This window comes from Paenibacillus sp. FSL F4-0122, assembly GCF_038002845.1.
In the GTDB taxonomy this organism is placed as follows: Bacteria; Bacillota; Bacilli; order Paenibacillales; family Paenibacillaceae; genus Paenibacillus_AQ; species Paenibacillus_AQ odorifer.
This window is the reverse complement of the sequence record NZ_JBBODI010000001.1, coordinates 3,461,368-3,487,207: the sequence shown is the minus strand read 5'-3', so window position 1 is coordinate 3,487,207 and position 25,840 is coordinate 3,461,368. Positions and strand designations below refer to the sequence as shown.

General features: G+C 47.4%; 18 protein-coding genes. 5 read left to right on the top strand and 13 right to left on the bottom strand.

Annotated features, from left to right (window positions below):
- Positions 1-775: 775 nt before the first annotated feature.
- Both MHH49_RS15050 and pdxR read right to left on the bottom strand, forming a co-directional pair.
- Positions 776-1,561 (bottom strand): helix-turn-helix domain-containing protein, encoded by a 786-nt coding sequence (locus tag MHH49_RS15050; protein ID WP_076101041.1) that lies wholly within the window; start codon positions 1,559-1,561, stop codon positions 776-778.
- A gap of 335 nt (positions 1,562-1,896) precedes the next feature.
- Positions 1,897-3,402: a MocR-like pyridoxine biosynthesis transcription factor PdxR gene (gene pdxR, locus MHH49_RS15045; protein ID WP_036679783.1), complete on the bottom strand. Its 1,506-nt coding sequence runs from the start codon at positions 3,400-3,402 to the stop codon at positions 1,897-1,899.
- 143 nt (positions 3,403-3,545) lie between these two features.
- Here pdxR and MHH49_RS15040 point away from each other — a divergent pair, with 143 nt between their 5' ends.
- The 3 genes from MHH49_RS15040 to MHH49_RS15030 all read left to right on the top strand — a co-directional run bounded on the left by MHH49_RS15040 (position 3,546) and on the right by MHH49_RS15030 (position 5,846).
- Complete coding sequence (locus MHH49_RS15040) at positions 3,546-4,163, top strand: pyridoxamine 5'-phosphate oxidase family protein (protein ID WP_076212749.1); 618 nt, start codon at positions 3,546-3,548, stop codon at positions 4,161-4,163.
- Positions 4,164-4,274: 111 nt separating this feature from the next.
- Complete coding sequence (locus MHH49_RS15035) at positions 4,275-5,576, top strand: aminotransferase class I/II-fold pyridoxal phosphate-dependent enzyme (RefSeq protein ID WP_076212747.1); 1,302 nt, start codon at positions 4,275-4,277, stop codon at positions 5,574-5,576.
- Positions 5,577-5,726: 150 nt separating this feature from the next.
- A complete protein-coding gene (locus tag MHH49_RS15030) occupies positions 5,727-5,846 on the top strand; it encodes a YjcZ family sporulation protein (protein ID WP_212592220.1) in 120 nt (39 codons plus the stop codon).
- Positions 5,847-6,404: 558 nt separating this feature from the next.
- On the opposite strand, the gene MHH49_RS15025 is transcribed toward MHH49_RS15030, so the two are convergent.
- The 6 genes from MHH49_RS15025 to MHH49_RS15000 form a co-directional block, all read right to left on the bottom strand.
- Positions 6,405-14,252 carry a glycoside hydrolase family 3 N-terminal domain-containing protein gene (locus MHH49_RS15025; protein ID WP_340952268.1) on the bottom strand — a complete coding sequence of 2,616 codons (7,848 nt, stop codon included), beginning with the start codon at positions 14,250-14,252 and terminating at the stop codon, positions 6,405-6,407.
- A 263-nt stretch (positions 14,253-14,515) separates the two neighbouring features.
- Positions 14,516-15,736: an ABC transporter permease gene (locus MHH49_RS15020; protein WP_111505483.1), complete on the bottom strand. Its 1,221-nt coding sequence runs from the start codon at positions 15,734-15,736 to the stop codon at positions 14,516-14,518.
- A 1-nt stretch (position 15,737) separates the two neighbouring features.
- Positions 15,738-16,484, bottom strand: coding sequence for an ABC transporter ATP-binding protein (locus MHH49_RS15015; RefSeq protein ID WP_076103718.1), 747 nt, complete (start codon positions 16,482-16,484; stop codon positions 15,738-15,740).
- A complete protein-coding gene (locus tag MHH49_RS15010) occupies positions 16,481-17,989 on the bottom strand; it encodes a DEAD/DEAH box helicase (RefSeq protein WP_076103720.1) in 1,509 nt (502 codons plus the stop codon). The genes MHH49_RS15015 and MHH49_RS15010 overlap by 4 nt, the downstream gene beginning before the upstream one ends.
- A gap of 97 nt (positions 17,990-18,086) precedes the next feature.
- The gene (locus MHH49_RS15005) at positions 18,087-18,863 is read right to left on the bottom strand and encodes an SDR family NAD(P)-dependent oxidoreductase (RefSeq protein WP_036679791.1); all 777 of its coding nucleotides are present in this window, start codon (positions 18,861-18,863) and stop codon (positions 18,087-18,089) included.
- Between the two features lie 28 nt (positions 18,864-18,891).
- Positions 18,892-19,347: a chemotaxis protein CheX gene (locus MHH49_RS15000; protein ID WP_036679793.1), complete on the bottom strand. Its 456-nt coding sequence runs from the start codon at positions 19,345-19,347 to the stop codon at positions 18,892-18,894.
- Positions 19,348-19,601: 254 nt separating this feature from the next.
- On the opposite strand from MHH49_RS15000, the gene MHH49_RS14995 reads away from it, so the two are divergent.
- Positions 19,602-20,504: a LysR family transcriptional regulator gene (locus tag MHH49_RS14995; RefSeq protein ID WP_038573173.1), complete on the top strand. Its 903-nt coding sequence runs from the start codon at positions 19,602-19,604 to the stop codon at positions 20,502-20,504.
- A 71-nt stretch (positions 20,505-20,575) separates the two neighbouring features.
- Entirely contained in the window at positions 20,576-21,385 is an 810-nt protein-coding gene (locus MHH49_RS14990) for a histidinol-phosphatase (RefSeq protein WP_076103723.1), read from the top strand.
- A gap of 142 nt (positions 21,386-21,527) precedes the next feature.
- On the opposite strand, the gene MHH49_RS14985 is transcribed toward MHH49_RS14990, so the two are convergent.
- The 5 genes from MHH49_RS14985 to sdhB form a co-directional block, all read right to left on the bottom strand.
- The gene (locus MHH49_RS14985) at positions 21,528-22,259 is read right to left on the bottom strand and encodes an NADPH-dependent oxidoreductase (RefSeq protein WP_254924580.1); all 732 of its coding nucleotides are present in this window, start codon (positions 22,257-22,259) and stop codon (positions 21,528-21,530) included.
- 210 nt (positions 22,260-22,469) lie between these two features.
- Positions 22,470-23,012: a GNAT family N-acetyltransferase gene (locus MHH49_RS14980; RefSeq protein WP_051491088.1), complete on the bottom strand. Its 543-nt coding sequence runs from the start codon at positions 23,010-23,012 to the stop codon at positions 22,470-22,472.
- Positions 23,013-23,050: 38 nt separating this feature from the next.
- Complete coding sequence (locus MHH49_RS14975) at positions 23,051-23,980, bottom strand: metallophosphoesterase (protein ID WP_081382462.1); 930 nt, start codon at positions 23,978-23,980, stop codon at positions 23,051-23,053.
- A gap of 57 nt (positions 23,981-24,037) precedes the next feature.
- Positions 24,038-24,829, bottom strand: coding sequence for a DUF3891 family protein (locus MHH49_RS14970; RefSeq protein ID WP_341138223.1), 792 nt, complete (start codon positions 24,827-24,829; stop codon positions 24,038-24,040).
- Positions 24,830-25,039: 210 nt separating this feature from the next.
- Positions 25,040-25,804: a succinate dehydrogenase iron-sulfur subunit gene (gene sdhB / locus MHH49_RS14965; RefSeq protein ID WP_036679800.1), complete on the bottom strand. Its 765-nt coding sequence runs from the start codon at positions 25,802-25,804 to the stop codon at positions 25,040-25,042.
- Between the last annotated feature and the right edge of the window lie 36 nt (positions 25,805-25,840).

Below are 25,840 nucleotides of genomic sequence, written 5' to 3'. Positions count from 1 at the left end.
TCTCTCCTTCCAACTATGGACCTTATATATTTTACCGACGAACAACATTATGCGAAACGTATCGCGGAAAGCTCTCACCTTAGTAATAACCCAATCGTAGAAATAAATATCTACCGCTACCTCATAGTTAGACCAATTAAACATCCTCAAAGGTACGTGAATGAGGCGTGCATGGACCGTGAACGGCGTGTGGATAGTGCGGTACATGAGCTTACGCTTCATTGCAGAATGTGCAACAGAAAATCTTAACTTTTACTTGGAAATACATTACATTGTACTTCGTGCAATAGATTATCGTGATGATCTCTAGAAAGGCTGCTTCTCCTGAATTTGAATGTGAGATGTGCAACAGAATTCAAATCCGACTGCTTTTAGACTCAATCCCATTGTACAAAATACAACGTGAGGCACGATGTAATGTCCATCAGTTACTCTAGTCTTCGACTTAAGTTCATTATATATATCAATTTCTAACAACACAAAAAAACCGGATGCCTCATGGCCCCGGCTATTTATATTTTTAGTCATATCATGCGATTGTATGCTTGCTTGTTCCGTTTAGAACCAGCTGTCCACGACAAAAGCGTTCGCCTGCTTTAACCGTTTTAAGCGGTTTCTAAAAATACCTCCGCCTCCACTCTTACAATCCGTGTTGCAGATTCTGCGTCTGATGATCATGCCAAGAGTCTCCTTCCAAGAAGTTATGTAAATTCTCTGTAAACTAAACTGCAAAGTATTTACCCTTGGTTGAACAAACTGAAACAAAAAAAGTGAATCAGCGGATCTCAGATGGACTTTTTCCGGTATATTGCTTGAACTGGCGGCTGAAAAAGAAAATGTCACGATATCCGAGCGCATCTGCGACCTCAGTAACATTCATTCCTGCGTACAGCAGTAAATGCTGCGCACGCTCAATCCGGGCTCGGATGACATAAGACTGCACAGAAGAGCCCGTAAGCTCCTTAAACTTAATTGAAAAGTACCGAGGCGAAAGCCCCGCACGAGCAGCAAGATCCTCTACACGATGTGCAATCCCCGGATGCTGGCTCACATAGTTCGCTATTTCGTGAATGATTTCTGTCAAATGGTTGCTAACATAACGTTCTACTGGCTTCACACGGTCCTCCCTCAGCAGATGAATCATCAGCTGCTTCAGTATAAGCTGCCCTTCTTCCTCAGCGGCGTAAGTATCCACCAGAAATAGTCGAACGTACCTAGCAAGCAGATGTTCAAATTCAACGGTTTCTGTAAGCTCACGATAGGGCAGCGGAATATCCGTCACCTCTTCGGAGACATCAAAATGAATATATGTAAGTACAAGTGGCTTTTGCGGATTATGTGTAGCACTAGTATGGTCACCCGGACGAAAAAGGAAGCAGCTTCCCTTACCTACTTGAAAGGGTTCATCGTTACGCACAACCGTCCCTTCCCCGCTCCATACATAAAATAAATCATAATTTTGCAGCGACTTCTCTCTTTTTTGCCATTTCCAGCCCGGCTCGCACACAATCTTAGCCAGAGCCGGCAAAATAACAAAAGAGGACGGCGATGCATGCAGCATAACGTTCCCTCCTAAAAGTTTTGTTAGCATAAACTACCTTGAACCACTTCGCAAAACTTGCTTCGTAAGCATTTCACTTTGTTTTGTTAGCAAATCTACTTTGAACTTCTTCGCAAAACTCGCTTCGTAAGCATCCGCTTTGTTTTGTTAGCAAACCTACTTTGAACTTCTTCGCAAACTTGCCTCGTAAACATTCGCTTAGTATTGTCAGCTAAATCTGCTCTGACTTCGCAGCGTCCATATAGTTTTGTTTAGCTTAATCTACTCCGAGTTTCTTCGTCAAAATTCGTAAGTATTCGCTTAGTTTTGCATTTCATCTTCTTTATCATACCTTGTCATGTTGCATTTTGTACATCTTCCCACGCCAGATGCAGGCTTGTTATCCCTTCCTCCAGCTCCTCGGCATTCAGATGGGCAAAAGAAAAACAAGCGGCCGGTGCTCCCGGTGATAGCTGATATAACGCGGCATCTCTAAAATCCGTGTCGCGCCTAAGCGCTGCCGCTCGGAAAGCAACAAACTCTTCGCTGCTGCGCAGCCAGCGGGCATATACATGCAAGCCCGCATCACCAGGCAGCAGCTCGAAGAGCTCCTTAAGCCGTTCCGACAGCAGCGTCCTGAGGATGCGTCCGCGTTCACCATAGATGCGTGTCATCCGGCGCAGATGACGGCCATAGCCGCCTGTATTCATGAACCGCGCCAAGGCTCGCTGCTCCAGCAGCCCTACCGGCAAGGGCTCATATAGCGCCTTGGCGGCGATAGTCGGCTTTACCAGAGAGGGCGGAAGCACTGCAAAGCCGAGCCGAAGGCCTGAAAACATCGTGTTTGAAAAGGAGCCCACATACACGACCCGCTCTTCGCGATCCAGTGCTTTTAAGGGCTCGATGGGACGCCCAGCCCAACGGAACTCACTGTCATAATCATCTTCAATGATTACTGCATTATGCCGCTGCGCCCATTCCAACAAGGTCCGTCGTCGTTCCAAAGGCAGTACCACACCCGTAGGAAATTGACGGCTCGGCGTAACAAACAACAGCCGGGCATCCCAATCCTCCGGAATAAGGCCGTTGCCATCCAGCTTCCCTGCCAGCAATCGGCCTCCAGTGATCTCTACGGCTCGCCGGATCCCGTGAAAGCCCGGGTCCTCTACGACCGCTGAGCCCCCTGCATCCAGCAGCAGCTGCGTCAAAATAACGATGCCTTGCATCGAACCGCTGAACAATACGATATGCTCTGCATCCGCGCGAATCCCGCGGGTAATCCGCAGATGTGCAGCGATAGCTTTCCGAAGTCCTTCATCGCCTTGAGGTGGACAAGTGCTTTGCAGCAATCCACCTTCCTTCCCTCCGGCATAAGAGAGCGCACTGCGCCATTCGGAGTAAGGAAAATGTTCCATCCGCATACCACTACTCTGGAAGCTCACTGCTTTCTTATTACTCTTTTCATAAAAGGGTATCGGGCGCGCAAGCAGCCGCTTTCCCCATGCTGAAATAGGAATCGTAGTCTCGATTTCACAATCTCCTCCAGCAGCATCTGTGGCTTCACCCAAAGCCTGATTCTCACCGTCACTGCGACTGGCAGCTGAAGCAAAGCTATCTTCCGATACGAATGTCCCCCGCCCCGTTTCAGTCCTTACATAACCATCAGCGAGCAACATTTCATACACCTGCGAGACCGATCCGCGCGACAGCTCATAGTGCTTAGCAAGACTTCGTGTAGACGGCAGCGGAGTGCCTCCCGGAAGTGTTCCTTCCAATATTCCTGCGCGAAGCGCGTGATATAACGCTAAATATTTGTAGCGGTGTATCGCCAGATATTGATCGTATGCCAGCGTGATATTCATCGTTATCCTCCTTGACCAGCAAGTGGTCCATTAAAAACTATCTTAATTGGTCCTTTTTAATTGTCAACCACTCTACTATTCTTTAAAGAACAATTACATTGGAGCAGACGCTCTAGACTAAAAAGAAAGAGGACGTGATCCCTATGCGCAGAAAAGAATTTAAAGTAGATCAGGAGGAAGAATTGGTCTCTTTTCTAAACGGAATGAGTTTTGGTTTTCTCGGGACAAGCGATGAACAGGGGCAACCGCGGGTGACACCGCTGAATTTTGTGTATACAGATGGTTGTTTCTATTTCCATGGCAGTCATGCTGGTGGCAAAATGAAGTCGATCCGCAATCAGCAGAAGGTCTGCTTTACGGTAGCGGATGAGTATGCTCTTATCCCGTCTTATTTTAGCGATCCCGAGCTGGCATGCCCTGCAACCGCCTATTTTAAAAGTGTGACCGCCTACGGCACAGCCGAACCTGTCGAAGACATTAATGAAAAAGCCAGCGTACTCTCCTTATTTATGAAAAAGCTCCAGCCCGAGGGGGGGTATGATTCCATCGATGCAGAGGACCCTAGATACCGTCCCCGTCTAAAGGGAGTTGCCGTTGTGCGCATTACCCCCGAGGAGATCACTGCGAAGTTTAAGTTTGGGCAAAACCTAAAAGAAGAAGAGCGCTCCGGCATCATTTCCGGCCTGTCCGAAAGAAATAATCCACGGGATGAAGAAACGATAGAAATGATGAAAAAATACTGCCCTTTCCACGCCGAATGATATTTTTTAAAAATCGTATCTTTCCAAGTGACGGTTGCAATTGGCGGTGATATAATGTTAGGCAATGTTAACAGTATGTTATCCCCAAAGAACCCTGGAAGGATGAAACTGATGAATCCACTAGCTGGACAATTAAACGAAAGTATCAAAGCAGGAAATGAACATGTGTATGATATGCTCTCTACGCTTGGCAAAGAGATTTACTTCCCAAAAGAGGGCATCCTGAGCCAATCCGCTGAAGCAGGAGCTCACGCCAAGAAATACAACGCAACTATCGGTATTGCTACTGAAGGTGGCGTACCTATGCACCTCGGCGTCATTCAGGATAAACTCTCCGCTTACAGTCCTAAGGATCTTTATAGTTACGCCCCTCCGGCAGGTAAACCAGAGCTGCGTACTGTATGGCGTGAAAAGATGCTGCGCGAAAATCCATCGCTAGAAGGTAAAACCATCAGCAATCCCGTTGTAACCAATGCCCTGACTCACGGGCTTAGCATTGTCGCTGACCTCTTCGCAGAGCCAGGTGACGCGATTATCTACCCGGACAAGAACTGGGAGAACTACGAATTAACCTTCGGAATCCGCCGCCATGGGGAGACCGTTAACTATCCGCTGTTCACAGAAGAAATGACTTTCAACAGTGCAGGTCTGGAAGACGCGCTGCTCGCTCAAAAAGAACGCGGCAAAGCGATTGTGCTGCTGAACTTCCCTAACAATCCTACCGGATATACTCCAGGAATTAAGGAAGGCGATAAGATCGTCGCAGCTATCCTTCGTGCGGCTGAGGAAGGCATCAACGTTGTTGTTGTAAGTGATGATGCATACTTCGGGTTATTCTTTGAGGATTCACTAAAAGAATCGCTGTTCGGCAAACTGGCTCATCTGCATCCTCGTGTGCTTCCAATCAAGATTGACGGTGCGACCAAAGAAGAATTTGTCTGGGGCTTCCGTGTGGGTTTCATCACTTATGCCTCGGAGGACAAAGACCTGCTGGCAGCATTGGAGCAAAAAACACTAGGTATCATCCGTGCCACCATTTCCAGCGGTGCGCATCCTTCGCAAACCTTCGTACTAGACGCCTTGAAGTCGCCGGAATTCGAAGCACAGAAGGAAGAGAAGTTCCAGATCATGAAAGGCCGTGCGAATAAAGTAAAAGCACTGCTCGATAGCGGTAAATACGGCGAGGATGTATGGACGTATTATCCTTTTAACTCCGGTTACTTTATGTGTCTGAAGCTGCACACAGTTGCGGCTGAAGAGCTCCGGCTTCACCTGATTCATAATTACGGACTAGGCACTATTGCTTTGGGTGAAACTGATCTACGTATTGCCTTCTCATGTATCGAAGAGGAACAGCTCGAAGATCTTTTCGATCTTGTATACGCAGGTGTTCGCGATTTAGAAAAAGCCTAACTGAACTTTATATAGCTTACAATCAGCTCCGTTTTCATGGAGCTGATTTTTTTTGTACACGACTCCGACATTGGCCTATACACGCCCCTCTCTCCGCACATACAATACGATGTACTCAAGTACAACACACACACCGAAAGGGGAATGAACATGAGCGAAGAAGTTAGAGGCGGATATGGATGTTGTGGAGGTGGCCCATTCACTAGCACTGGCGCCATCCTGGTTCTCTTTATCTTGCTGGTTATCATCAGCCGTTCACTTTTTGTCTAACCATTAATGACAGTCTCGGGAGAGAGCTTTAAGCTCTTTCCTATTTTCAATCCCTTTTTTTTACAATAGACGTGGGTGTCCAGTAGGTCATGATAATGGCTGCTGTGACGTCCACGTCTTTTTTTATTCCACCTTGGTCTAAGCACCAACCGCACCAACCTTCGTTACCCCAGATCACATTTGCCCGCACAAAGCAGCTATCGGACACCCCTGACCCTAAAGGCAGTATAATCCCATATTTTACTTACTTACGGACCCCAAAGCCGTTATTAGCATGCCAAACCCCAAATATGAACCTCTTCATAGGGAATAACGCCACTGGTGTCCGAATTTCCCCGATAAAGGTTATATATTTGCAAATAACGTCTGCGGGGTCCGTAAGCCTCCGGGGATAATTATGATCGGCGGCGGAGTTGCAGGCTTAATGTAGATCTAGCTAATGCGAACTTCTAAACTTAGATACTCACCCAATAACCACACCTAAAAAAGGCTGTCGCAAACGTAGAAAATCTACGGATGCGACAGCCCAAAAGCTAAAGTATCTTTACAACTGATGTATTACAGATTGTACAGGTTGTAGATCAAGACCGCTGCCTCTGCACGGGTGGTAACACCTTGTGGATGAATCCGCAAGCCGTCTCCCTTGATCAGGCCAGCACGTATTAGTGCTGCCACACTGTCACGTGCAAATGCTGATACTTGCTGGCTATCCGTGAAACTGGACATTGAAGCTCCGTTGCCGGCTGGAAGCTGTCTGCCGGCTGCTGCAATCGCTTTTGCAGCCAGTGTCATCATTTCCTGCCGCGTAACAGAAGCGTTAGGATCAAAGCTTCCATCTGGACGACCAGTGGTGATCCCCAACTGCTTCGCCATAGCCAACGCTTCATATCTGTAATCGCCAGGCTGCACATCTGTGAAGCTTTCTGCACTATCTCCTTCCAAGCCAAACGCTTTTATAAGCAGGAGCACAAAATCTCCCCGCTTCACTTCCGCTTGAGGCACAAATTGATCCTCTGTCATTCCGTTGATGATGCCTTTAGAGCCAAGCACCTCAATCGCATTGCGGGCCCACTCAAATTTGCCGATATCCCGGAATGTCTTCTCCGTAAAGGTGATACTGTACGTACCAGAGAGAATTCCTGTAAAGGAAACCATCCCCGTAGCAGCGTTATATCTGCCACTTGGAACAACCGTTAGAATCCCCAACGAATTCAGACTATGAATCGTTATATGTCCTTCTTTACCACGTTCTTCTGATTGTGGAGTATACGGCAGGGACACCTTAACCCGCATGTCAGAACTGTTCCATACGGCTTCCTTGCCATTGATAGTTACGCTCAGTTTAAATTCTGGGCGAGAATCTGAATCCACCTTGGTTATCGTAATTACCCATGGGGTTCCTGCCTCTTTTGCTGCTTGTTTCAGCAGACTACCTGGCAGCTCCAGCACACCAAATTCAGTATGAACGACCAATGAAGTCTTATCATCTGCAAAGATTATACCGTTTGGCAATTGCAGCTCATAACCCTTAGCTTTAGCTACTGCCGGTATATCAACAGTAACCGCTGAAGTTGCTCCACTTAAGCCTGCTGTAGCAGCCTTTTTCAAGCTTTCCAGGTCTATACTTGCTCTTGCCGCACCGGTATTACTGTTCAGCACTGGTGCTGCTGTAAGGATGGTGCTGCCTGTTACACTGCCTGCATTTCCGCTTGAATCCCCCCCTGTTGTTCCGCTGTTGCCACCACCTGAGGTACCCCCGCTTCCGGAAGTTGGTGCTGTCGTTGGCTGAGTAGTCGGTTCAGAGGTTGGACTTGGGGTTGGTTCAGGCGTTGCTGTTGGTGTAGGTGTTGGTGTTGGTTCAGGTTTATCCGCAGAAACGATATATTCAAAACTGGAAATATCACTTGGCTTCCAGCCCTCTTTTACAGCAATCGCCTTAATCGTCTTGCTCTTGCCTACATAAATCACTCCACTATACAGTTCGCTGGCTGCTGTAGGTACAGTGCCATCCAACGTGTAGTGAATAGACGCTCCAGCTGTAGCTGTAGTTAACTTCACAGCAACCTGCCCTGTATAAGTTCCCCCGGCAGGATCAGCCTGCGGTGCTGACACCGTCTTCATATCAACCGCTCCGCTGATCACATACGTGAATGGAGCTACAAAACTGTTCTCCATGCCCTCTTTTACCGCTATCGTACGAAGAACTGTGACTCCTGCTGCGTCAATAGTTCCGGTATAAAGTGGACTGTCTGCTGTAGGCAACGACCCATCGGTTGTGTAATGAATCTCTGCTCCTGATGTCGCTGTAGTAAGGCTGATCGTTTGTAATCCGCTGTAAGCTCCCGGTTTCAAAGAAGAAACAGGTAAGGAAGTCTTTGAATGAATCGGCTGCTCTCCTTCTTCCGTCCGTTCAAGCGTGAACCAATCTAGATTGGCACCGTCATTATTGAAGTTCATCCGTACTACCTGTTTTCCTTGCGCAAGTTGTACGACACCACTCGCCAGCGTGTAATTCGACCAGCCACCTGTAGTAGGCATAGGCACTGTCGAGAGTTTTGTACCATTTACAGATAGCGTAGTGCTTACTCCGCCTTGTGCTGTAGCATACCGATATACGATTTTATAAAATCCGGCTTCAGTAATATCAAGCATATAATCCATAGAACCACCTGCAACGGTAAACCCGACATTTCTAAAATCCAGCACATCGCCAGTCATGGTACTCTGAATTCCATTGGGTGTAGCATCGTAATAATTCTCGGCTTCCACTTTCAAAGAACCAGTGCCATCCATGATTACTTCAGTATAAGGTTCTATTTTAATACCACTAAGCTCGTATCCTGCTGATCCAGCTTGCAGGCGCAGCTTCTGTTCACCAGCCTTCAATTGAAGAACGGTGCGTATGCCAACGGTTTGCGAGTAAAGATTCGGCACATCAACGGTTCTTAATGTCTTCCCATCCTCCGTTTTATAAATAATGCCCTTAGGAGCACCATTCGCGGAAGTCACGGTAAGCGTAAAAGTATAGTTTCCATCCTGCGGCACATTTACCCAGTAATCAATGCTGTCTCCAGCATCAATGCCGGTCAGCTTCGCTCCACTGCCTTGGCCGCTGACTGTGATACCTTGCAGCTGGTAGAATTGATCCAGTGCGTTCAAGCTTGTGACTTCTATAGGTGCTGTAGCACTAGTTGTTCCTAAGAGCTTAACCTCCGCACGCAGCACGCCACCACTTGAATCGGCATAAGCATTTGCAGGCACATTCACGGTAAGCTGCAAATCACTATAATACGGGGTATGATCATTCCATGCCAGCGTCAGCTTCACATGGGTAGGGTCAAGTAAGGCAGCTGCCCCAATACTTACATGCCCCTGATCCTTACCTGGGCCCGAGACAGAAATGCTCTGAATGGCATCAGGATTAAATGTCCCTCCTGTAAGGCTGACTACCAATTCATTCCCGTTCACTTGATATGGAAGAGTACTCGGAGAAAGACTAATGCTCTCTTCGTCGTTGATTGCTGTAACTATAAGTGGCAATTTCAGAACATGGACGCTGCCAAAAGACTGATTTGATTCTGTCTGATACACATCAGCGGTAACCGTAAGCGTACGATCAGTGTCGAAATCAATAGCTCGCGTCCCCGCTAATACGACCTTCGCTGTATAATCATCCACCCGGTATACGCTATCCACAACCGTACCTTCGTAACCTTCAATAGACCAATAAGCGGTGTCCAGGTCAGGTGCATATTTGTCATTTACTAGCTTGACGATAACTTCTGCACCCTCCTCATTTCCTTCTACCAAAGCAGTCTCCGATTGAAGCCCGGGTCCGATCGTAAGCGACTGCAGATGAAATCCTGTTCCATTTACCTTCATGGTCAGCGTCTGCTCCCCGGCAGGCAAGGTTACTGTTCCATTAGCTATTTGCCAATTGGACCATCCCCCCGTCTTCGTCAAAGCATAAGTCGCTGCCGTTACCGTTGCTCCATCCTCTCCCGTCAGCAGTTCCAGCTCTGCATCATCCTGATTAGTAGCATAGGAGATCAGGAGTGGGTAGGTACCGCTGGCAGGTACATTAATCTTGTACTTCACCCAATCGCCGGGGTCAGTATAACCCACTGCACCACCCGTTACTAATACACCTGAAGCTGTCGTGTAGTCTTGCCCTTGAAGCACACCAGGAAGCTCATGTGATCCGGAAGGCGCTTGGCGTAAAACTAATGAACGGATATTATAACCGTTCCCGTTCGTCTTCAAGGTGAGCTTGTGAATGCCCTTGTTCAGAGAGATCAAGGATTGATAATCTGCAAAATCGGTCATACTCTCCGTCTGCTGCACAATTGGAAGCGTAGCAATGACCTTACCATCTTCACTAATCTCCACCGATTTTCCGGCGCCATCGCTGAATTGAGCGGCATGCTTAAATTGAAGTGAATATTCACCGCTCTCTTTAACATCAATCACATAGTCGAAGGTGGACGAGGCGTCTGGCGAGAACCCGCCAATATAACCCTGCTCATTCACAGTGTAAACCCCTTGCGCTTCTTCAAAATCAACAGCATTCACTACACCCGGCACCGTCTGTATACCATTCAGACGTTCCCAGCTATAAGTGCCCACTGATTTCGCCGGCAGCACAGCACTAATTTGCGCACCGTCCACTAGCAATTTGAACGGCTGTGGATCCGACGTCTGGTTGATCACTACCGTCACAATCTCTTTTCCATCCGGACTAGCAAAAGCTACGTTCGTTACAGTGCTGCTTGAGCCGTAGTCACTATCAATCCGCACGTACCCCGGTTTAACGAATTTCGTAAATTGGCCCATCAGATAATATTCTGGCAGCAGCCAGTAATGGTTACGGTCTCCCGAATCCTGCACAATCGGGGTTGGGTCTGGCGTTCCGGTCCACTGATGGGAGGCAATATCACTGTCCAGCATCGCTACCCAGGAGTTATAGCTGCGGGCCCAATTACGGAAATATTGAGCAATGCGGTCTGCGCCTGAGGTACCCCAGACTGCGCGTTCGGTCAAATATACATTTTTGTCAGGATAGAGATTATGGAGCTGGGTCATCAGACCAAGGTCACCGCCATAATCATGAAAAGCAGTTCCGTCCACCGCATCGTAGGCACCTAATTCAGGATTGCCTAGGATTTGTGCTGGATAGGCCATCGTGTCACCAGGATTATGATCAAATGTCCACAGCTTCACGTCTTTGAAACCATGTTCATCTAATTCCTTCCGCAGCAGTTTAGCCAGCTGGGCTTCTTGCTCCCACGGCATTTTGGTGCTTGGATATTCAATTTCCAGCAAAGGTTCATTCTGCAAGGTCAGACCTTCAAAGGTAATTCCCAGCTTCTCGTACTCCTGTACGAATTTAAGATAATATTTGGCCAGTACAGGCAGATATTCATCCTTCACTTGGCCTTTGATCATACTGTCTGTAGTCTTCATCCAACCCGGCGGGCTCCAAGGTGAGGCAAAAAACTTAATGTCCGGATTGATGTTTTGAATTTTTTTAACCGTGCTGATGATATGGTAGTCAATGTCCTTTTGGATGGAGAAATGCTCCAAATTAATGTCGGTTTGTCCTGGAGGCATATCATCGTAGGTATAAAATTGTTTATCTGTAAAGTCAGCCGTCCCAATCGTCAACCGGAGCATACTCATTCCGATCCCTGATACAGGATCAATCATTTTCCGCAGCAATTCCTCCTGCTTCGCCGCAGACATCTTCGCCAGATTATTAACCGTCGATTCCTCCATGGAGGTACCGATCCCTAGAATAGATTGATATTTCCGGTCAGGATCAATATGGATCTCTGTACCTGCCTTCACGTCAGGAACCACAATATCCAGCTTCGCCTGCTCTTCCAGCTTCAAATCACCCTCTTGATAACGGTCAGCATAATACCATTTCCGATCGGAAGGATCTCGCTCACTCGATACCCAGGAGCTAACTACATCTGACTTAATAACATGTTTAGTGCTTTCCCCGCCATCTCCGGGATTTGATGGATCTACAGGCACATCACCTGTTCGAGTGAAGCTCACCCAGTTCAGGTTGATATCCCCACCGGTAAATTCCAGACGGATCTTTTGCAATCCTGCCTTCTTAAACACAACATTTTCTACAGCTTTCGTCTGCCAATTCTGCCAGCCACCTGTTGAGGTCACGCTTAATGTTCCTAGCTTGGTTCCCTCTGCTGATTTGATGTTGATGCCTGTAGTGCCACTATTAACGGAATAGCGGAAATCGGCTTGATACGTACCTGCTTGCGCCACATTCACGTTATATTCGAGCCACTGTCCAGCCGAGGTATAGCCGACATCGAGACCGCCACCTATATCCTGCGTGTTTTCAGTTTGCAGTCCTGCGCTTTTGTTCAAAAAGTCCTCTGCTTCAATTTTGCCGGGAATCGGCAGGGAAGGAATCTCTGGAGCTTCCGGATCGACAGGAGCGGTTGGAAGCTTTGGTGTTTTCTCATTTTTGGTCAAGCCATATCCCGTTTTGAACAACACATTGGTACTGTTATTGTCTGCCGGATAATTATTCAAAGTGAATGGCCAACGAATTGGATTTTTGCCTACAAAATCCTTAGTACCAAATAACACATCAGCTACTCCAGCACCCTCTGTACCTGGTAGCCAAGCTGCCACAAGCCCATCCCAATCTTCCACTTGGCTGGCTATCGTCATTGGACGTCCAGACACCAATACGACGATAAGCGGAATATTAGGATCAGCAGCACGTATATTCGCAAGTGTCGCCAGATCCTGCTCATCCAGATTCAAGCTGGTCCGGTCGCCATCGGTCTCGGCGTAAGGTGTCTCACCGATAACTGCGATCGCTGCATCATAACCAGCAGCCCCACGCCCATTAAGGTTATATGTGACCGTTGTAGAAGCAGGAACAGCCTCCTTTATCCCTTCGAGAATCGTCGTGCCTTCAGTTATATTGCCCGACTTCCCTTGCCAAGTGATCGACCAACCACCGGCTTGGTTACCGATATTATTAGCGTTTTTACCTGCTACGAATATTTTATCCATCCCGCCTAATTGCGATAGAATTGGACTTCCATTTACCTCATCGTTCTTCAAAAGAACAAGCGACTCCGCCACAGCTTGGCGGGCTAATTTGCGGCTTTCTGCTGAGCCAAATGCACTCAACAGATCCGGTTCGCTTTTGGGATGCTCGAACAATCCTGAAGCGATTTTGACATGCAGGATACGTTCTGCCGCATCATCTATGCGCTCAGTAGTAATTTTACCTTCGCCTACAAGTTCTGTGATGTACTTAATCGTATCCTTCCAAACGGTCGGCATCATGAACATATCGACTCCGGCGTTTACGGACACATACAGCTGGTTCTTCAACCCGCTAACTGCTTTGCCCTCGCTATCCACTGTGATTTGCTGCACAGCGTTATAATCCGAAATCACGAAACCGGTAAAGCCAAGCCCGCCATTTTTCTTGTCACCCTTCAAAACATCGGTCAGTAAATGTTTATGGGCATGCATTTTAAGACCTTGGATGCTGTGATAGGAGGCCATAACCGTCTGCACCCCTGCGTCTACAGCTGCTTTATAAATTTTCAAATCCTTATCCATGATCTCTTGCTCGGTATATTTAGTGATGTTGCCTTGATTTACACCATTATCCGTATAACCTTCACCTAGATAATGTTTTGCAGTTGCCGTGATTGTATCTGTCCCTGCCAATGCAGCAGCAGTCCGTCCTTGCAGACCAAACACATAAGCCGCACCTAGTTCTGCTGAAATATCCTGATTATCACTAAAACCTTCATAGGTTCTACCCCATCTTGCATTATGAGGGGAGGCTATCGTTGGGGCAAATGTCCAGTTCGCTCCTGTTGCGGCTACTTCCTTAGCAGCAGCTGCACCAATAAGCTCAGTCAATGCGGGATCATTAGCAGCCCCTAGGCCAATATTATGCGGAAAAAGCGTCGCGCCTTTGACATTGTTATGTCCATGCACCGCATCCACCCCATAGAGCAGCGGAATGCCTAATCTGGTAGACAATGCACCATCCTGATAGCTATCTATCAAGTCTCTCCAGTTATCGCGGGTACTGTCACTTTCTTTTCCGTTAGGGAATGAGCCTCCCCCGCTGAGTACAGAGCCAAGAGCATATTTCTGTACCTCCTCAGGAGTGACGGCAGCTCTTTCTGCTTGAACCATCTGCCCAATCTTCTCTTCCAGCGTCATTCGGGATAATAGATCCGCAGTGCGCTCCTCCACACTTTTTGTGGGATCATAGTACACTGGAACTCCTGCGGCATCCGCTGCGGCCCGTGGTATACCCGCCTCAAGCACATTCAAGAATAAGGATGATAGTAAAAGCGCCACCATGAATATTGATAATCTTCTTTTCACGCCTGAATCCTCCCCCAATACTGTTTTGTTGGTACGGATGACTACGCCTATGAATGGAAGCGTATACATGATGTAAGATACAGGCTTATTATGCTGGAGCCATCTGGTAAAAGACATACAGCATTTTTTAAATACTCTGTTCCGTTTTTGCAAATTTAAGGACTTGCCCGGCTCAAATTATGCTTCCAGCAAAAAAAAGGTTCTCTCATTCGTAGAATTTCTCTACTGTGAGACAGCCTTTTTATTGTGACTATGAAATTGCCTTACAGATCGTCATCATCCAATCGTGCCGCTTTGCGGGACAAGTATCCTTTAAACAGAAAGACTACCACAACACCTGCCGCTAAGGTAAAGACCACTGGCATCAGACGGTCACCTATGGAAGCTAAGAAAGGTAATCCAAGAATCAATGCCACAACCAGATGCGCACGGAATACAAATTGTGTCGTGTTGTCCGCCTTACTGCCTTCAGGAAAAGGATACACTGTCAGCCAAAAAGACTCGCTATGCAATTTGCGGAGTGCCGACAATTGAACACCAATGATGAACAGGAAGAACAAATAAATTCCGGTGCCAAAGTAACTATCACGGTTCCACCAATTCAGCAGCAGAGCCAGCACCGATATCCGCATAATGATTCCAAAGATATCGCCCCGGGCAAAGCTTTTGGTTAGCAGATACCGATAAGCAGTATCCTTACGCCAAGGCAGCTTAGCGCCCCATTTGGAAAGATAACGGCGGGAATACACCCGTTGCTCACGGCCCGGTACATCCACGAACCAGCCCAGAACCATCAGCGCACGTGCACCTTGATTGTTTTCCATGGCGATCAGTCTTTCCCATGGCACAGCGTGACGTCCGGGCACAGACAGTGCAGCAAGATAGGCTGCTGCCAATAACACCATAAATATCAGGCTCGGGCCGGCAGGCTGCCACAGCCAAGCGGCAATAATCAAACCTCCAACTGCCCAGCGCAAGAAAGCAAACACACCTGCCATCGGACGTGACAGCATAGCTATCTCTTTCCATAATCCATAGCTCGCGATCAGCTTCACAGCAATCAGGATCAACACTGTAAATAAAAGTCGCTTGGGAGAATCATCTGTACGTATGTACAACGGCCAAAGGGTGATCAGTACAAATAACAAACGAATGATCTTCCACACGTTTCCACTGACCCAGGAGGGTGCAAAATATTCCTTCATGCGGTGACCCTGAGGCAGCAGAAAGATCGTATCCGGGGTCTGCAAATAGGTTCGGAAGCCGCTATGCACTGTCGCAGGCAACAGTAATGCTAACATAATCCAGCGAATGGGAATGCCTTCAGGTACATTTTGTAGCAGCGATGTATACCAAGCAGAGAAGACAATCAACACGAACAGGAAAACCATGGCTACGCCGCTTTGAATGATATATCCCACATAAGGAAGCATACTTCCCATGAATCGACCGCGCCGCGTGCGCCGCAGCTCTTTCAAATCCATATTATTTCCCTCCCTGAACCAGCTCGTAGAACAGCTGCTCCAAAGTCAGCCCCTGATGCCCGGCAGTTGCCGCTATTTCCGCCAACGTACCCTGTGCAATCACCTTACCTTTATGCAATACAATAAAACGGTCGCAATAATTCTCTATTGTGGAAAGAATATGAGAGCTTAACAGAATCGACGATCCAGAGTTCTTTAGATCCATCATGAAATCAAGCAAGGAGCGGATACCTAGCGGATCCAATCCTAAAAAGGGCTCGTCGATGACATATAATGCAGGTCGTGCAACGAAAGCGCACATGATCATAACCTTCTGTTTCATCCCTTTGGATAGATGGGTCGATAGGGTTTCCATCTTATCCTCCATATGGAACAGCTTGGCAAGATGCGAGGTGCGGGATTCATAATCCTTTTGATCTACCCCATAAGCTCTGGCAGTAAATTCAACATGCTCACGAACCGTCATTTCGTCATACAGTAGCGGCGATTCCGGTACAAAAGACAACGCATTATTGTATCCAACGGGATCTTCAGCACGCGTCTTGCCCTGTACGGTGATATCGCCCTTATGGGGCGACATCAATCCTAGAATATGCTTCATCGTCGTACTTTTTCCTGCTCCGTTTAAACCAATCAAACCAACCATTTCGCCAGGCTGCACCTGAAGTGCAATATCATGCAGCACTGGCTTATTCAGGCTGTACCCACCACTGAGACCCGTAATTTGCAATACGGGAGCATTATTCATTGACCGTCACCTCTCGGAGTTTTGTCTTTCAACCACTTTGGAGCTCCTTTATTTTTACGGTTCTTCTCACGTTCCGCATTGCTGCTGCGTTTGCTCCGTGCAGGAGTCGCATCTCCGCGTGCTCCCGCAGAAGGATTCACACTGCGCTGTGGATCGCGCTGTTGTTCTCCGCTTGTTGTTTCATTTGTGTTAATCGTAGCCATTCTTTTGGCAGGCTGCGTACCTGCTCCAACGGATGGCGACTGAACATTGGAGGCTCCAGATGTGCTTACAGGCAGCTTGCCGCTGCCTGGAGCGGATCCATCACGGCGTTGCCCACTGCCTTCACTACTCCGTCCTCGTCCATTGCGCAAAGCGCTGCGCGCTTCATCTGCTGCAAGCACCTTACCACCGACCATCTCCCGCTCCTCAAGCGCAATATCCAATTCGCGAGCGAATTTCCGCATGATAAAGGTTTGTTGCTCTGTAACAATCGTTACAGATAAGCCGCGGCGTCCCATCCGTCCGGTACGGCCTGCACGGTGTACATAATGTTCAGAATCAAAAGCCGGATCGTAGCTAACTACCAAAGAAAGATTCTCAATATCCAGTCCTCTGGCAGCTACGTCACTGGCAACAAGCACACGAAATTTACCTTCCCGGAAACCTTTTAATACATTGCTGCGCGTTACCTTATCGGCATCTCCGTAGAGTGCTGCCGCAGTAAGCCCAAGATGATTCAGCTTAGCCTCAACCTCGGCAATATCATCTGTAGCATTCACGAACACAATCGCTTTATCGGGATTGTAATGGCGAATCACCCGGCGCAGCATGTCCATTTTGTTACGCTCTTCAGCAACAACATAATGATGCTCCAAACTTTCAGCAGTCATTACACCTGGAGCAATCCCAACCTCTGCTGGGTTCTTCATTTCACGATTAGCCAGCGCTTTCGTCTCTGGTCCGATCGTTGCCGACAGCATAACAAGCTGGCGTGAACGCAGCGCACTGCTGACAATTTTTGTGACTTCGCCAGCTCCGCTAAGCTGGAACATTTGGTCCGCCTCATCCAGAACAATAGTACTGACTTCATGCATCTTCAATTTACGAAGTCCAATCAGCTCGCGGATCCGCCCAGGCGTTCCCACAACTAGCTGTGGATGCTCACGCAGCTTGTCAATCTGGCGTTTGATTGCGGCCCCGCCAATAAGACCCATAACTCGGATTCCGCGCTGTTCACCATAACGTTCCGCCTCGCGTAAGATTTGCATCGCCAGCTCCTGTGTAGGGGCGAGCACCAGCTTTTGGACCACCTTCTGCTCCGGATTAATCGTTTGAAGCAGCGGCAATAGATAGGCCAGCGTCTTACCCGTTCCAGTCTGGGAAGCTGCAATAACATCTCTTCCCTCTAGTAGAAGCGGTATTGTCTGCTCTTGTACCGGGGATGGAGCGTTAATGCCGAATTCCGACAACCGGGCAATGAGGTCTTCCTGAATGCCGATAGCCGCAAAAGAAGCTTTATTCATAAGTGTAATTCATCCTTTTCGCTTGAGATAATATCTTCATTATATGCCAAAAAGGCCTCTCCACCAAATGGAAGGCCAATAAAGCTGACAACAGGGTCTATTTTCTGTTCATCGCATTATAAGTAAGCTTGTCCGCCAGGCGAGGAAACAGCCCGTAAAGCCGTATGCCAAACCCTGCCAGACCCGGAAGATCGAGCTCTTCTTTGCCGGTCTCCATAACCTTAACGATCTTAGAAGATACATGCTCTGGGGTCATCATCATCCGGGCTACACTCTTCTCATAATTGCCAGACGGGTCTGCCGTTTTGAAAAAATCGGTGGCGATAGGCCCCGGGTTCACAGCCGAGACGATAATTCCACTCTTCCGCAGCTCCTGACGGAGCGCATTTGTGAATCCGAGAACAGCATGTTTGGTAGCTGTGTAGGCTACAGATTTGGCTGTGCCTATCTTCCCTGCCATGGAAGCCACATTTACAATCTGGCCGCTTCCCCGCTCCAGCATATGTGGAACAACAGCCTTCGTGCACCGGACAATCCCCATGTAATTAACATCCATCATATCGTCAAATTCATGAGGCTCCATCTCCGTAAAAGCAGCAAATTTGCCGTACCCTGCGTTATTTAGCAAAATATCAATTCTGCCATATGCGGCTAAAATTTGTGCGAAGGTCTTTTGAACACCTTCAGCATCTGTTACGTCACAGGTGTACAGTCCAAAAACGCCCGGGATACCGGCTGCTGTTTCTTTCAGCTTCGCTTCAGAACGTGCTACCAGGACGGGGATTGCCCCCTTTTTACTAAGCATCTGTGCTGTTAATGCACCAATGCCGCTTGACGCTCCTGTAATCACAACAACCTTATCTTTGAGTACCATGAAAAGTATTTCAGCTCCTAACTCTTGCCTAAGAGATCATCACCTGAATATCCATCTCTCCAACCCCATCCATCAACAACGGAATACTAAGCGCTTTACGAGGCATAAAAGACATGCTTTCCATCTTCATAATCTGAGGAGGACTTATATCCACCGAAACACCTTGATTATATAGAATGGTACTGGCATTCCCACTGATCATATTGCTCAGCTCTGAAATCGCACTTTGACCCATCTCATCCATCTCGGTGATCACAAAGCCACCCATCATAATCGATACCATTCGCAAGGCTACCTGCTCCGCGATACCAAATATAATATTTCCGCTCAGTTGGCCTGTCATCCCTACTTGAATCCATATATGATTATCGATCAGTTCAATTTCTTTAATGCCTAAACTCCCCGTAGAAGGCGAGACCTGAATTACTTGTTCTATAACAGTCCGTGCAGACTCTAGAAACGGATTAATTACTTCTGCTTTCATGAATGTCTAGTCTCCCCCTTTATCGTGCTTTGGTCATATACCAAAAGTCCCAAGCAATATGGATATATTATACTTTATATATCGGCACAATTCAGCAAAAATTAATGCATATGTCGAATTCAAACCCAAGATAGTTTACGCAGCAACATTGCTCTGCCGGGTATTATCTCCTATAATTTAAACAAATGCCAACGTGGAACGTAAGATATTAACGCAATTACACATCCAATTCGATGGTCCAAAGGAGGTATTCCATGAACATCAGCCAGCTGGAGACACTAATAACAATTTCCAAAACGATGAGCTTTCGCAAGGCCGGAGAACTGCTTAATCTGACCCAACCAGCGGTTTCAGCACAGATTAAGAGCCTTGAAGAAGAGTTCAAGACTCAGCTGGTTGACCGAAACCAGCCTGTTACATTAACGGATAGAGGGACTGTCTTTCTGGAGCATGCGGAACAAATAGTGAGGATTGTCGAGGAACTTAAGGAACGGCTTGCAGATCTTGATGAAAATCCCCAAGGTCATATAGTTCTAGGCACAACTACCTCAATCGCCATTCAAATTTTACCGCGTATTCTATCTTATTTTAAAGACCAGTTCCCCCATATCAAAACATCAATTTCCTCTATGTCCTCATCACAAATTTATCAGCATGTCGAAAACGGCATTGTTGATGTCGGCATCGGTTATTTAATTGGACGTAGCCCGGGCATGTCTACTTCCATTTTGTATTATGATACCTTCGAACTGGTGGTCTCTCCCAGACACCCTCTCGCTCAAGTGAAGACCGCTGGGATAGAAGCCTTAAGCAAGACCCCGCTAATTCTGCTCTCACCAGATACAGTGGGCCGTAAATTTGCGGATGAGGTTCTGAACAAACATGGCATTCAACCTCAGGTCATTATGGAGCTGACCAGCAGCGAGGAAGTGAAACGGATGGTCGAGCTCGATTTGGGCGCCGCCATTATTTCCAAGCAGTCAGTAACCGCTGAGGTTCGAGCCGGCACCCTCAAAATTGTGCCAATTATTGAGCTGGAAGTCACCCATCCTGTTGGCGTGATCACAAAATCAGGAAAATACGTAAACTCTGCTATGAGGCAGTTCCTAAGCGATCTTAAAGGCATGCCAGAAACCCAATTTATCGGGTCTGAATAAATCCCACCCACAAAGTGGAACCGATTACTTCTGAGCTGATTGCATAACCTTGTTTAAAGGAGATGTTCTTGATGAAATTTGATTTACACACCCATCATTTCCGCTGTGGCCATGCTGACGGAACGATTAGAGATTATATCGAAGCTGGGATTGCCGCTGGATTGGGAGTTATAGGTATTTCCGATCATACTCCCTATTTCGGAGATCCATCCGATCAGGCTTTTCCCAAAATCGCAATGGCTAAATCCGAATTTGCTAATTATGTAGATGATGTTCTCTCCCTCAAAAAAGAGTACGAAGGCGTTATCGACGTACTGTTAGGCATCGAATCAGATTACTTCCCCGAACATGCTGAGATATACCGTAAGACATTATCCGCCTACCCTTTTGATTATGTGATTGGATCGGTACATAGTGTTAGTGGAGTCAGCATTTTTAACAAAGGGCGCTGGAAAAACCTTAGCAAAAATGAGAAGATCCGCGTGAAGTCTGAATATTACCGGTTAATTGCTGATTCCGCACGCAGTGGTATGTTCCAAATACTCGGACATATTGATGCGATGAAGGGGAATTATCCTGCTTTTTCCGAAATCCCTGCACCTCAGCCGATTGACGATTGTCTGCGTGTAATCAGTGAATGTGACGTGGCCATCGAAATCAATACCTCAGGCGGGACTAAGCTGGTCGGCGGCTGGTATCCCTCTGAAGATATTCTGGAGCGGGCACTACATTTTGGCGTAGAGGTTAGTTTTGGTTCGGATGCACATAAGCCGTCCCGGGTCGCCGAGGATCGGGATGCGGTAGCTGCACAGCTTAAAGAAATAGGCTTTACACACTGGGTTTATTACAAGCAGCGCCAAAAAGTCAAAGTTTCTCTGTAAACAAGCTTAAACGCCTTCACCGTCCCTATAAGGACGGTAAGCGTTTAAGCGAGAAATTAAATAATGCACCAAGCGTTTTGGTTTAGGGGCAGGGTTCACCCTCCGTTAAACCAATCTCAGCTTGGTGCATCTTTTTGTTTATTTACAGATTATCACAGCTAAAACCTTGTTGTTTCAGCGTACGTTTCGCATCTCCATATTCCGGGTTGATATCATAAAAATGAGCAATCGTACTGGTCCAATCTCTCTCCGTCATCCCCTGCTGCTGCAAGAATTCACGGTGGGTTTGATTATACGCCTCCAGGAGGCCTTGTACGTCCGGATTGTATTGCTCCTCATGAAATATAGCTTCCAGTGGCAGCCGCGGCTTCTGAGAAACCTCCTCCGCTGGGTATCCCACGCATAGGCCGACGACAGGGAATACGTACTCCGGCAGCTTCAGCAGTTCAATCACACCCGCTGTGTTGCGGCGCACACCCCCAATAGGAATGATGCCCAGTCCCATGGATTCCGCCGCTGCAATCGCGTTAGACAATGAGATTCCCACATCTGTAGCTCCAACCAAAAGTGCATCCACATCTTTCACGGCTTCAAAAGACTTGCCTTCCAGCTCACTAGCTACTTTAGCTCTATAAAAATCCATGCAAAATACCAAAAAAACCGGTGCTGCCGCTACATGCTTCTGATTTCCGCACAAAACTGAAAGCTGCTGCTTACGCGCAGGATCTTTGATGGCGATTATCGATACCTGCTGTCCATGAACCCATGACGGTGCGGCTTGAGCCGATTCAATCATAATTTGTAGCTTCTCTGGCTCCACAGGCTGGTCTGAATATTGCCGGAAAGAACGATGGTTTTTTAATGTTTGTACCACTTCATTCAAAATGTTACGCCTCCTTGGTCATTCCACTCCATAGTATGTTAATCATAAACGATCGGATTCGGTACTGCCAATCACTTACGCTACTCTTTTCAATCAAAAAAAATGGACCCGAATCATCGGGTCCCAAAGCAGTATATTTTTAAAAGGGGGTCATGTACTTAGTTTAACCGCACACTGTTAGAGTTTGATAACGGCATTATTTCATTTGTGTAACAATGTGAATACTTTCATTACATCGTCCAAGGAGCCGACTTTGGGCATCACCCGCTCCAGCTTCATACCGTTCTTGAGCATCACACGTTCCGATCTAATATTATCTCCTGTGCAGCGTCCTTCGATCCTTGTTATCCCAAGGGTATGAACACTATAGTTCAAAAACAAACCCACGGCCTCCGTCGCCAGCCCGCATCCCCACCATGCCGGGTCCAGCATATATCCTAAGGTAGCTGTGCCCTCACGGCGGTTCCAATTCTGCAAAGCCACTATACCGATCAACCGCTGCTGCCCCTTTAAATAGATCCCGGCATGCAGCGCACAAGGATCGAAGGCAAATAACATCCGGTTTACCAGCTTCTCCACCTGGGCAGATGCTGATCCAGGGCCAGAGCGTACTAGAATATGGCGCTGCACATCTGGATGGGAGAGCAGCTGCCGCAAAGCTAAAACATCCTCAGGCATGATCAGCCTCAGATCAACTGCTAAACCATGTTGTGTCTCTAACAACACTGCTCCATAGGTGCTCATCTTCTCTCCCCTTCCGTGCAGCTAAAATTCCAGCCTAATCAGCTCATGGACCGATGCAGCGTCAGAACCGTTAATTCTGGCCTACACAATAACCGAAAAGGCATGTATGTCTCTCCAAACCCTCTATTCACATACACAGGCATGGCTTTGTCTTCTGTATAATACAATCCATTTATGTATTTAAGAGATCCATAAGGTGTAAATGGCGCACCTATAAAGGGCAGGCGAATTTGTCCGCCATGACTGTGCCCGGAAAGCTGTAGATCAAATGAATAGGCCTGTGCGGTATCCGCATAATCCGGCTCATGCATCAAAAGGACGTTAAAGGTTCCTTCAGGAACACCAGTAATGGCTTTCGCTGGGTCGGGTTTACCGTGTAACAGATCATCCAGACCCGTAACCGCCATGACTGCCCCGCCTCTTTTTAGAAGGTAGGATTTATTCCTCAGCACCCGGAAGCCCGCAGACTCCAGCAGCTCGGTAACCAGCTGGGTATTCTTGTAATCATGATTGCCTAATATCGCAAATTTACCCAATGGCGCACTTAACGCTGCCAGCACCGGTACGGCTTCAACAAGATCCTCAGGATCGCTGTCCACAATGTCACCCGTGAAGCAAATAAGATCCGGTTCAGCTTTGCTTATATGTTTAGCGAGTCGGGCCAGATCCCTGGCATCCTTATTAAATCCGAGATGCGTATCACTGAAATGAACAAGCTTCATCCCTGAAAAAGCGGAAGGAAGCTCCTTAAAACGCAAGTCCAGCTTAGTGACCTCAATCCAGTTCGGCTCCCCCTGCCATGCATATCCGCTTGTAAGCAATCCTGCGCCGATTACAGCAGCCGCACTCCGAGTCAGGAACTGCCGGCGGGTAATTGTAGACTCGCTACCAGAACGCCCCTTAGAGGGGTCCTTGTGGATCTTATCGCCATTCTTATTGGGAGAAGCCCCAGACGATTGTATCTTCATAGGGAGATTCTCCTTTCTTTACCTTTTCCCCGAAAAACAGACGGTCCAAATAATAACTTATATATTATTTCGGGCAGTTAGAACAATCCGGCATTCTTCTTCCGGAGTTTCGCTGTAAGCGCGTGCAATCCCTTTTTTTGCGATTTCTGATTTTTGAACTCGTCTCAGTATAAATGCTACTTCCAGGTTTTTTACAAAAGGAAACGGTTCAAGCATTAACGTTGACTTATCCTGCCACTCCGCTGTGATAACACGACCTGACGTAAAACTGAAATCTTCAGTGCCTGAGAACCCTTCACGCCACCATGGATGCTCCTCTGATTTCGGACACCCCGGCTCATTTAAGGCCAAATACAAGGACAGATCATCGCAGAATTCTAAAAGACGGGCATCATAATACAGCTCATCTTCTCCGATAGGCTTAGAAGCTTCAAGCTCCCGATGGATACGTGCTCTGCGTTCCTCTTCATGTTCTTGATATAACGTTAGTTCTGGATAATCGAGTCCCGAAATCTTAATAAGCCGCTCAAAATGCAAGCTGCACAGCAACGCTCCGTACGGTGTGTGTTCCTCGATCTCATCTAATCCACGCTTATAAAAGGTCAACTTAGGCACTACAGGAAAATCAATAAAGGTGTAGGGTGCTTGCTCCGCATCATTCCAGAAAGGGGTCTCATCGAGATCAATCCAACCCCTATCATGCTGGGCTACTGCCCACAGTACCTCTTCCCGGCGTCCTTCAGTTGGCACATGCTGCTCTTTGAACCCAATGGCCAGCTCTCCGGCAAGTTTCCCGTGATCATGCTGCTTAACCATTACAATTGCTCCATCTTGCTCCCGACAAATCACGATTATTCCTCCTTGTTCCACAGCTAACATTACGTTAACAATGGATATTATAGCATAAATTGGTCAATATTCTGAACTTGCTCCAGCCCTGCAAGACTTTCCCGCCTCAAGCAGATAAGAGAGTCTTAACAACATAAAAAAAGCTACCCCCAGCGAATGGAATCCACTTTGAGGATAGCTCAATAGATAAACATTTGGCGGTACTATTAATTACACACCTAACCAACGTTTGAACATATGCTTCGTTGTTTGCTTGTTTATTTCTGCAATAGATGTCGTAAGAGGAATCCCCTTTGGACAAGCGCGTACACAGTTCTGTGAGTTACCACAGCCATCGATCCCGCCATCCTCCATAAGAGCGTCCAATCTTTCGTCAGCGTTCATTTCACCTGTAGGGTGAGCATTGAACAGACGTACTTGAGAAATGGCTGCCGGTCCGATGAAATCCGTCTTTTCGTTGACATTCGGACAAGCCTCCAAACATACGCCACAGGTCATACATTTGGATAATTCATAGGCCCACTGCCGTTTTTTCTCCGGCATCCGCGGTCCCGGTCCAAGATCGTACGTACCGTCAATCGGAATCCATGCTTTCACCCTTTTTAGCGCATTGAACATCCGGGTACGGTCAATGACTAAGTCACGCACCACCGGAAATGTCTTCATAGGCTCAATGCGTACAGGCTGCTCCAGATTGTCTATAAGTGCAGCGCAAGCTTGGCGGGGTTTGCCATTAATCACCATGGAGCAAGCTCCGCACACTTCTTCTAAACAGTTGGAATCCCAGCATACGGGAACTGTGCTGTCACCTTTGGCATTCACAGGGTTACGCTGAATTTCCATCAAAGCACTGATCACATTCATACCTGGACGATAAGGAAGTTCAAATTCCTCGACATACGATGAACTTTGTGGATCGTCCTGGCGGGTGATGATAAACTTTACGTTTTTGGGAGCTGCAGCTGTTTCCGCCATAATGGTTCCCTCCTCAAATTGCCTGATTTTATTTCA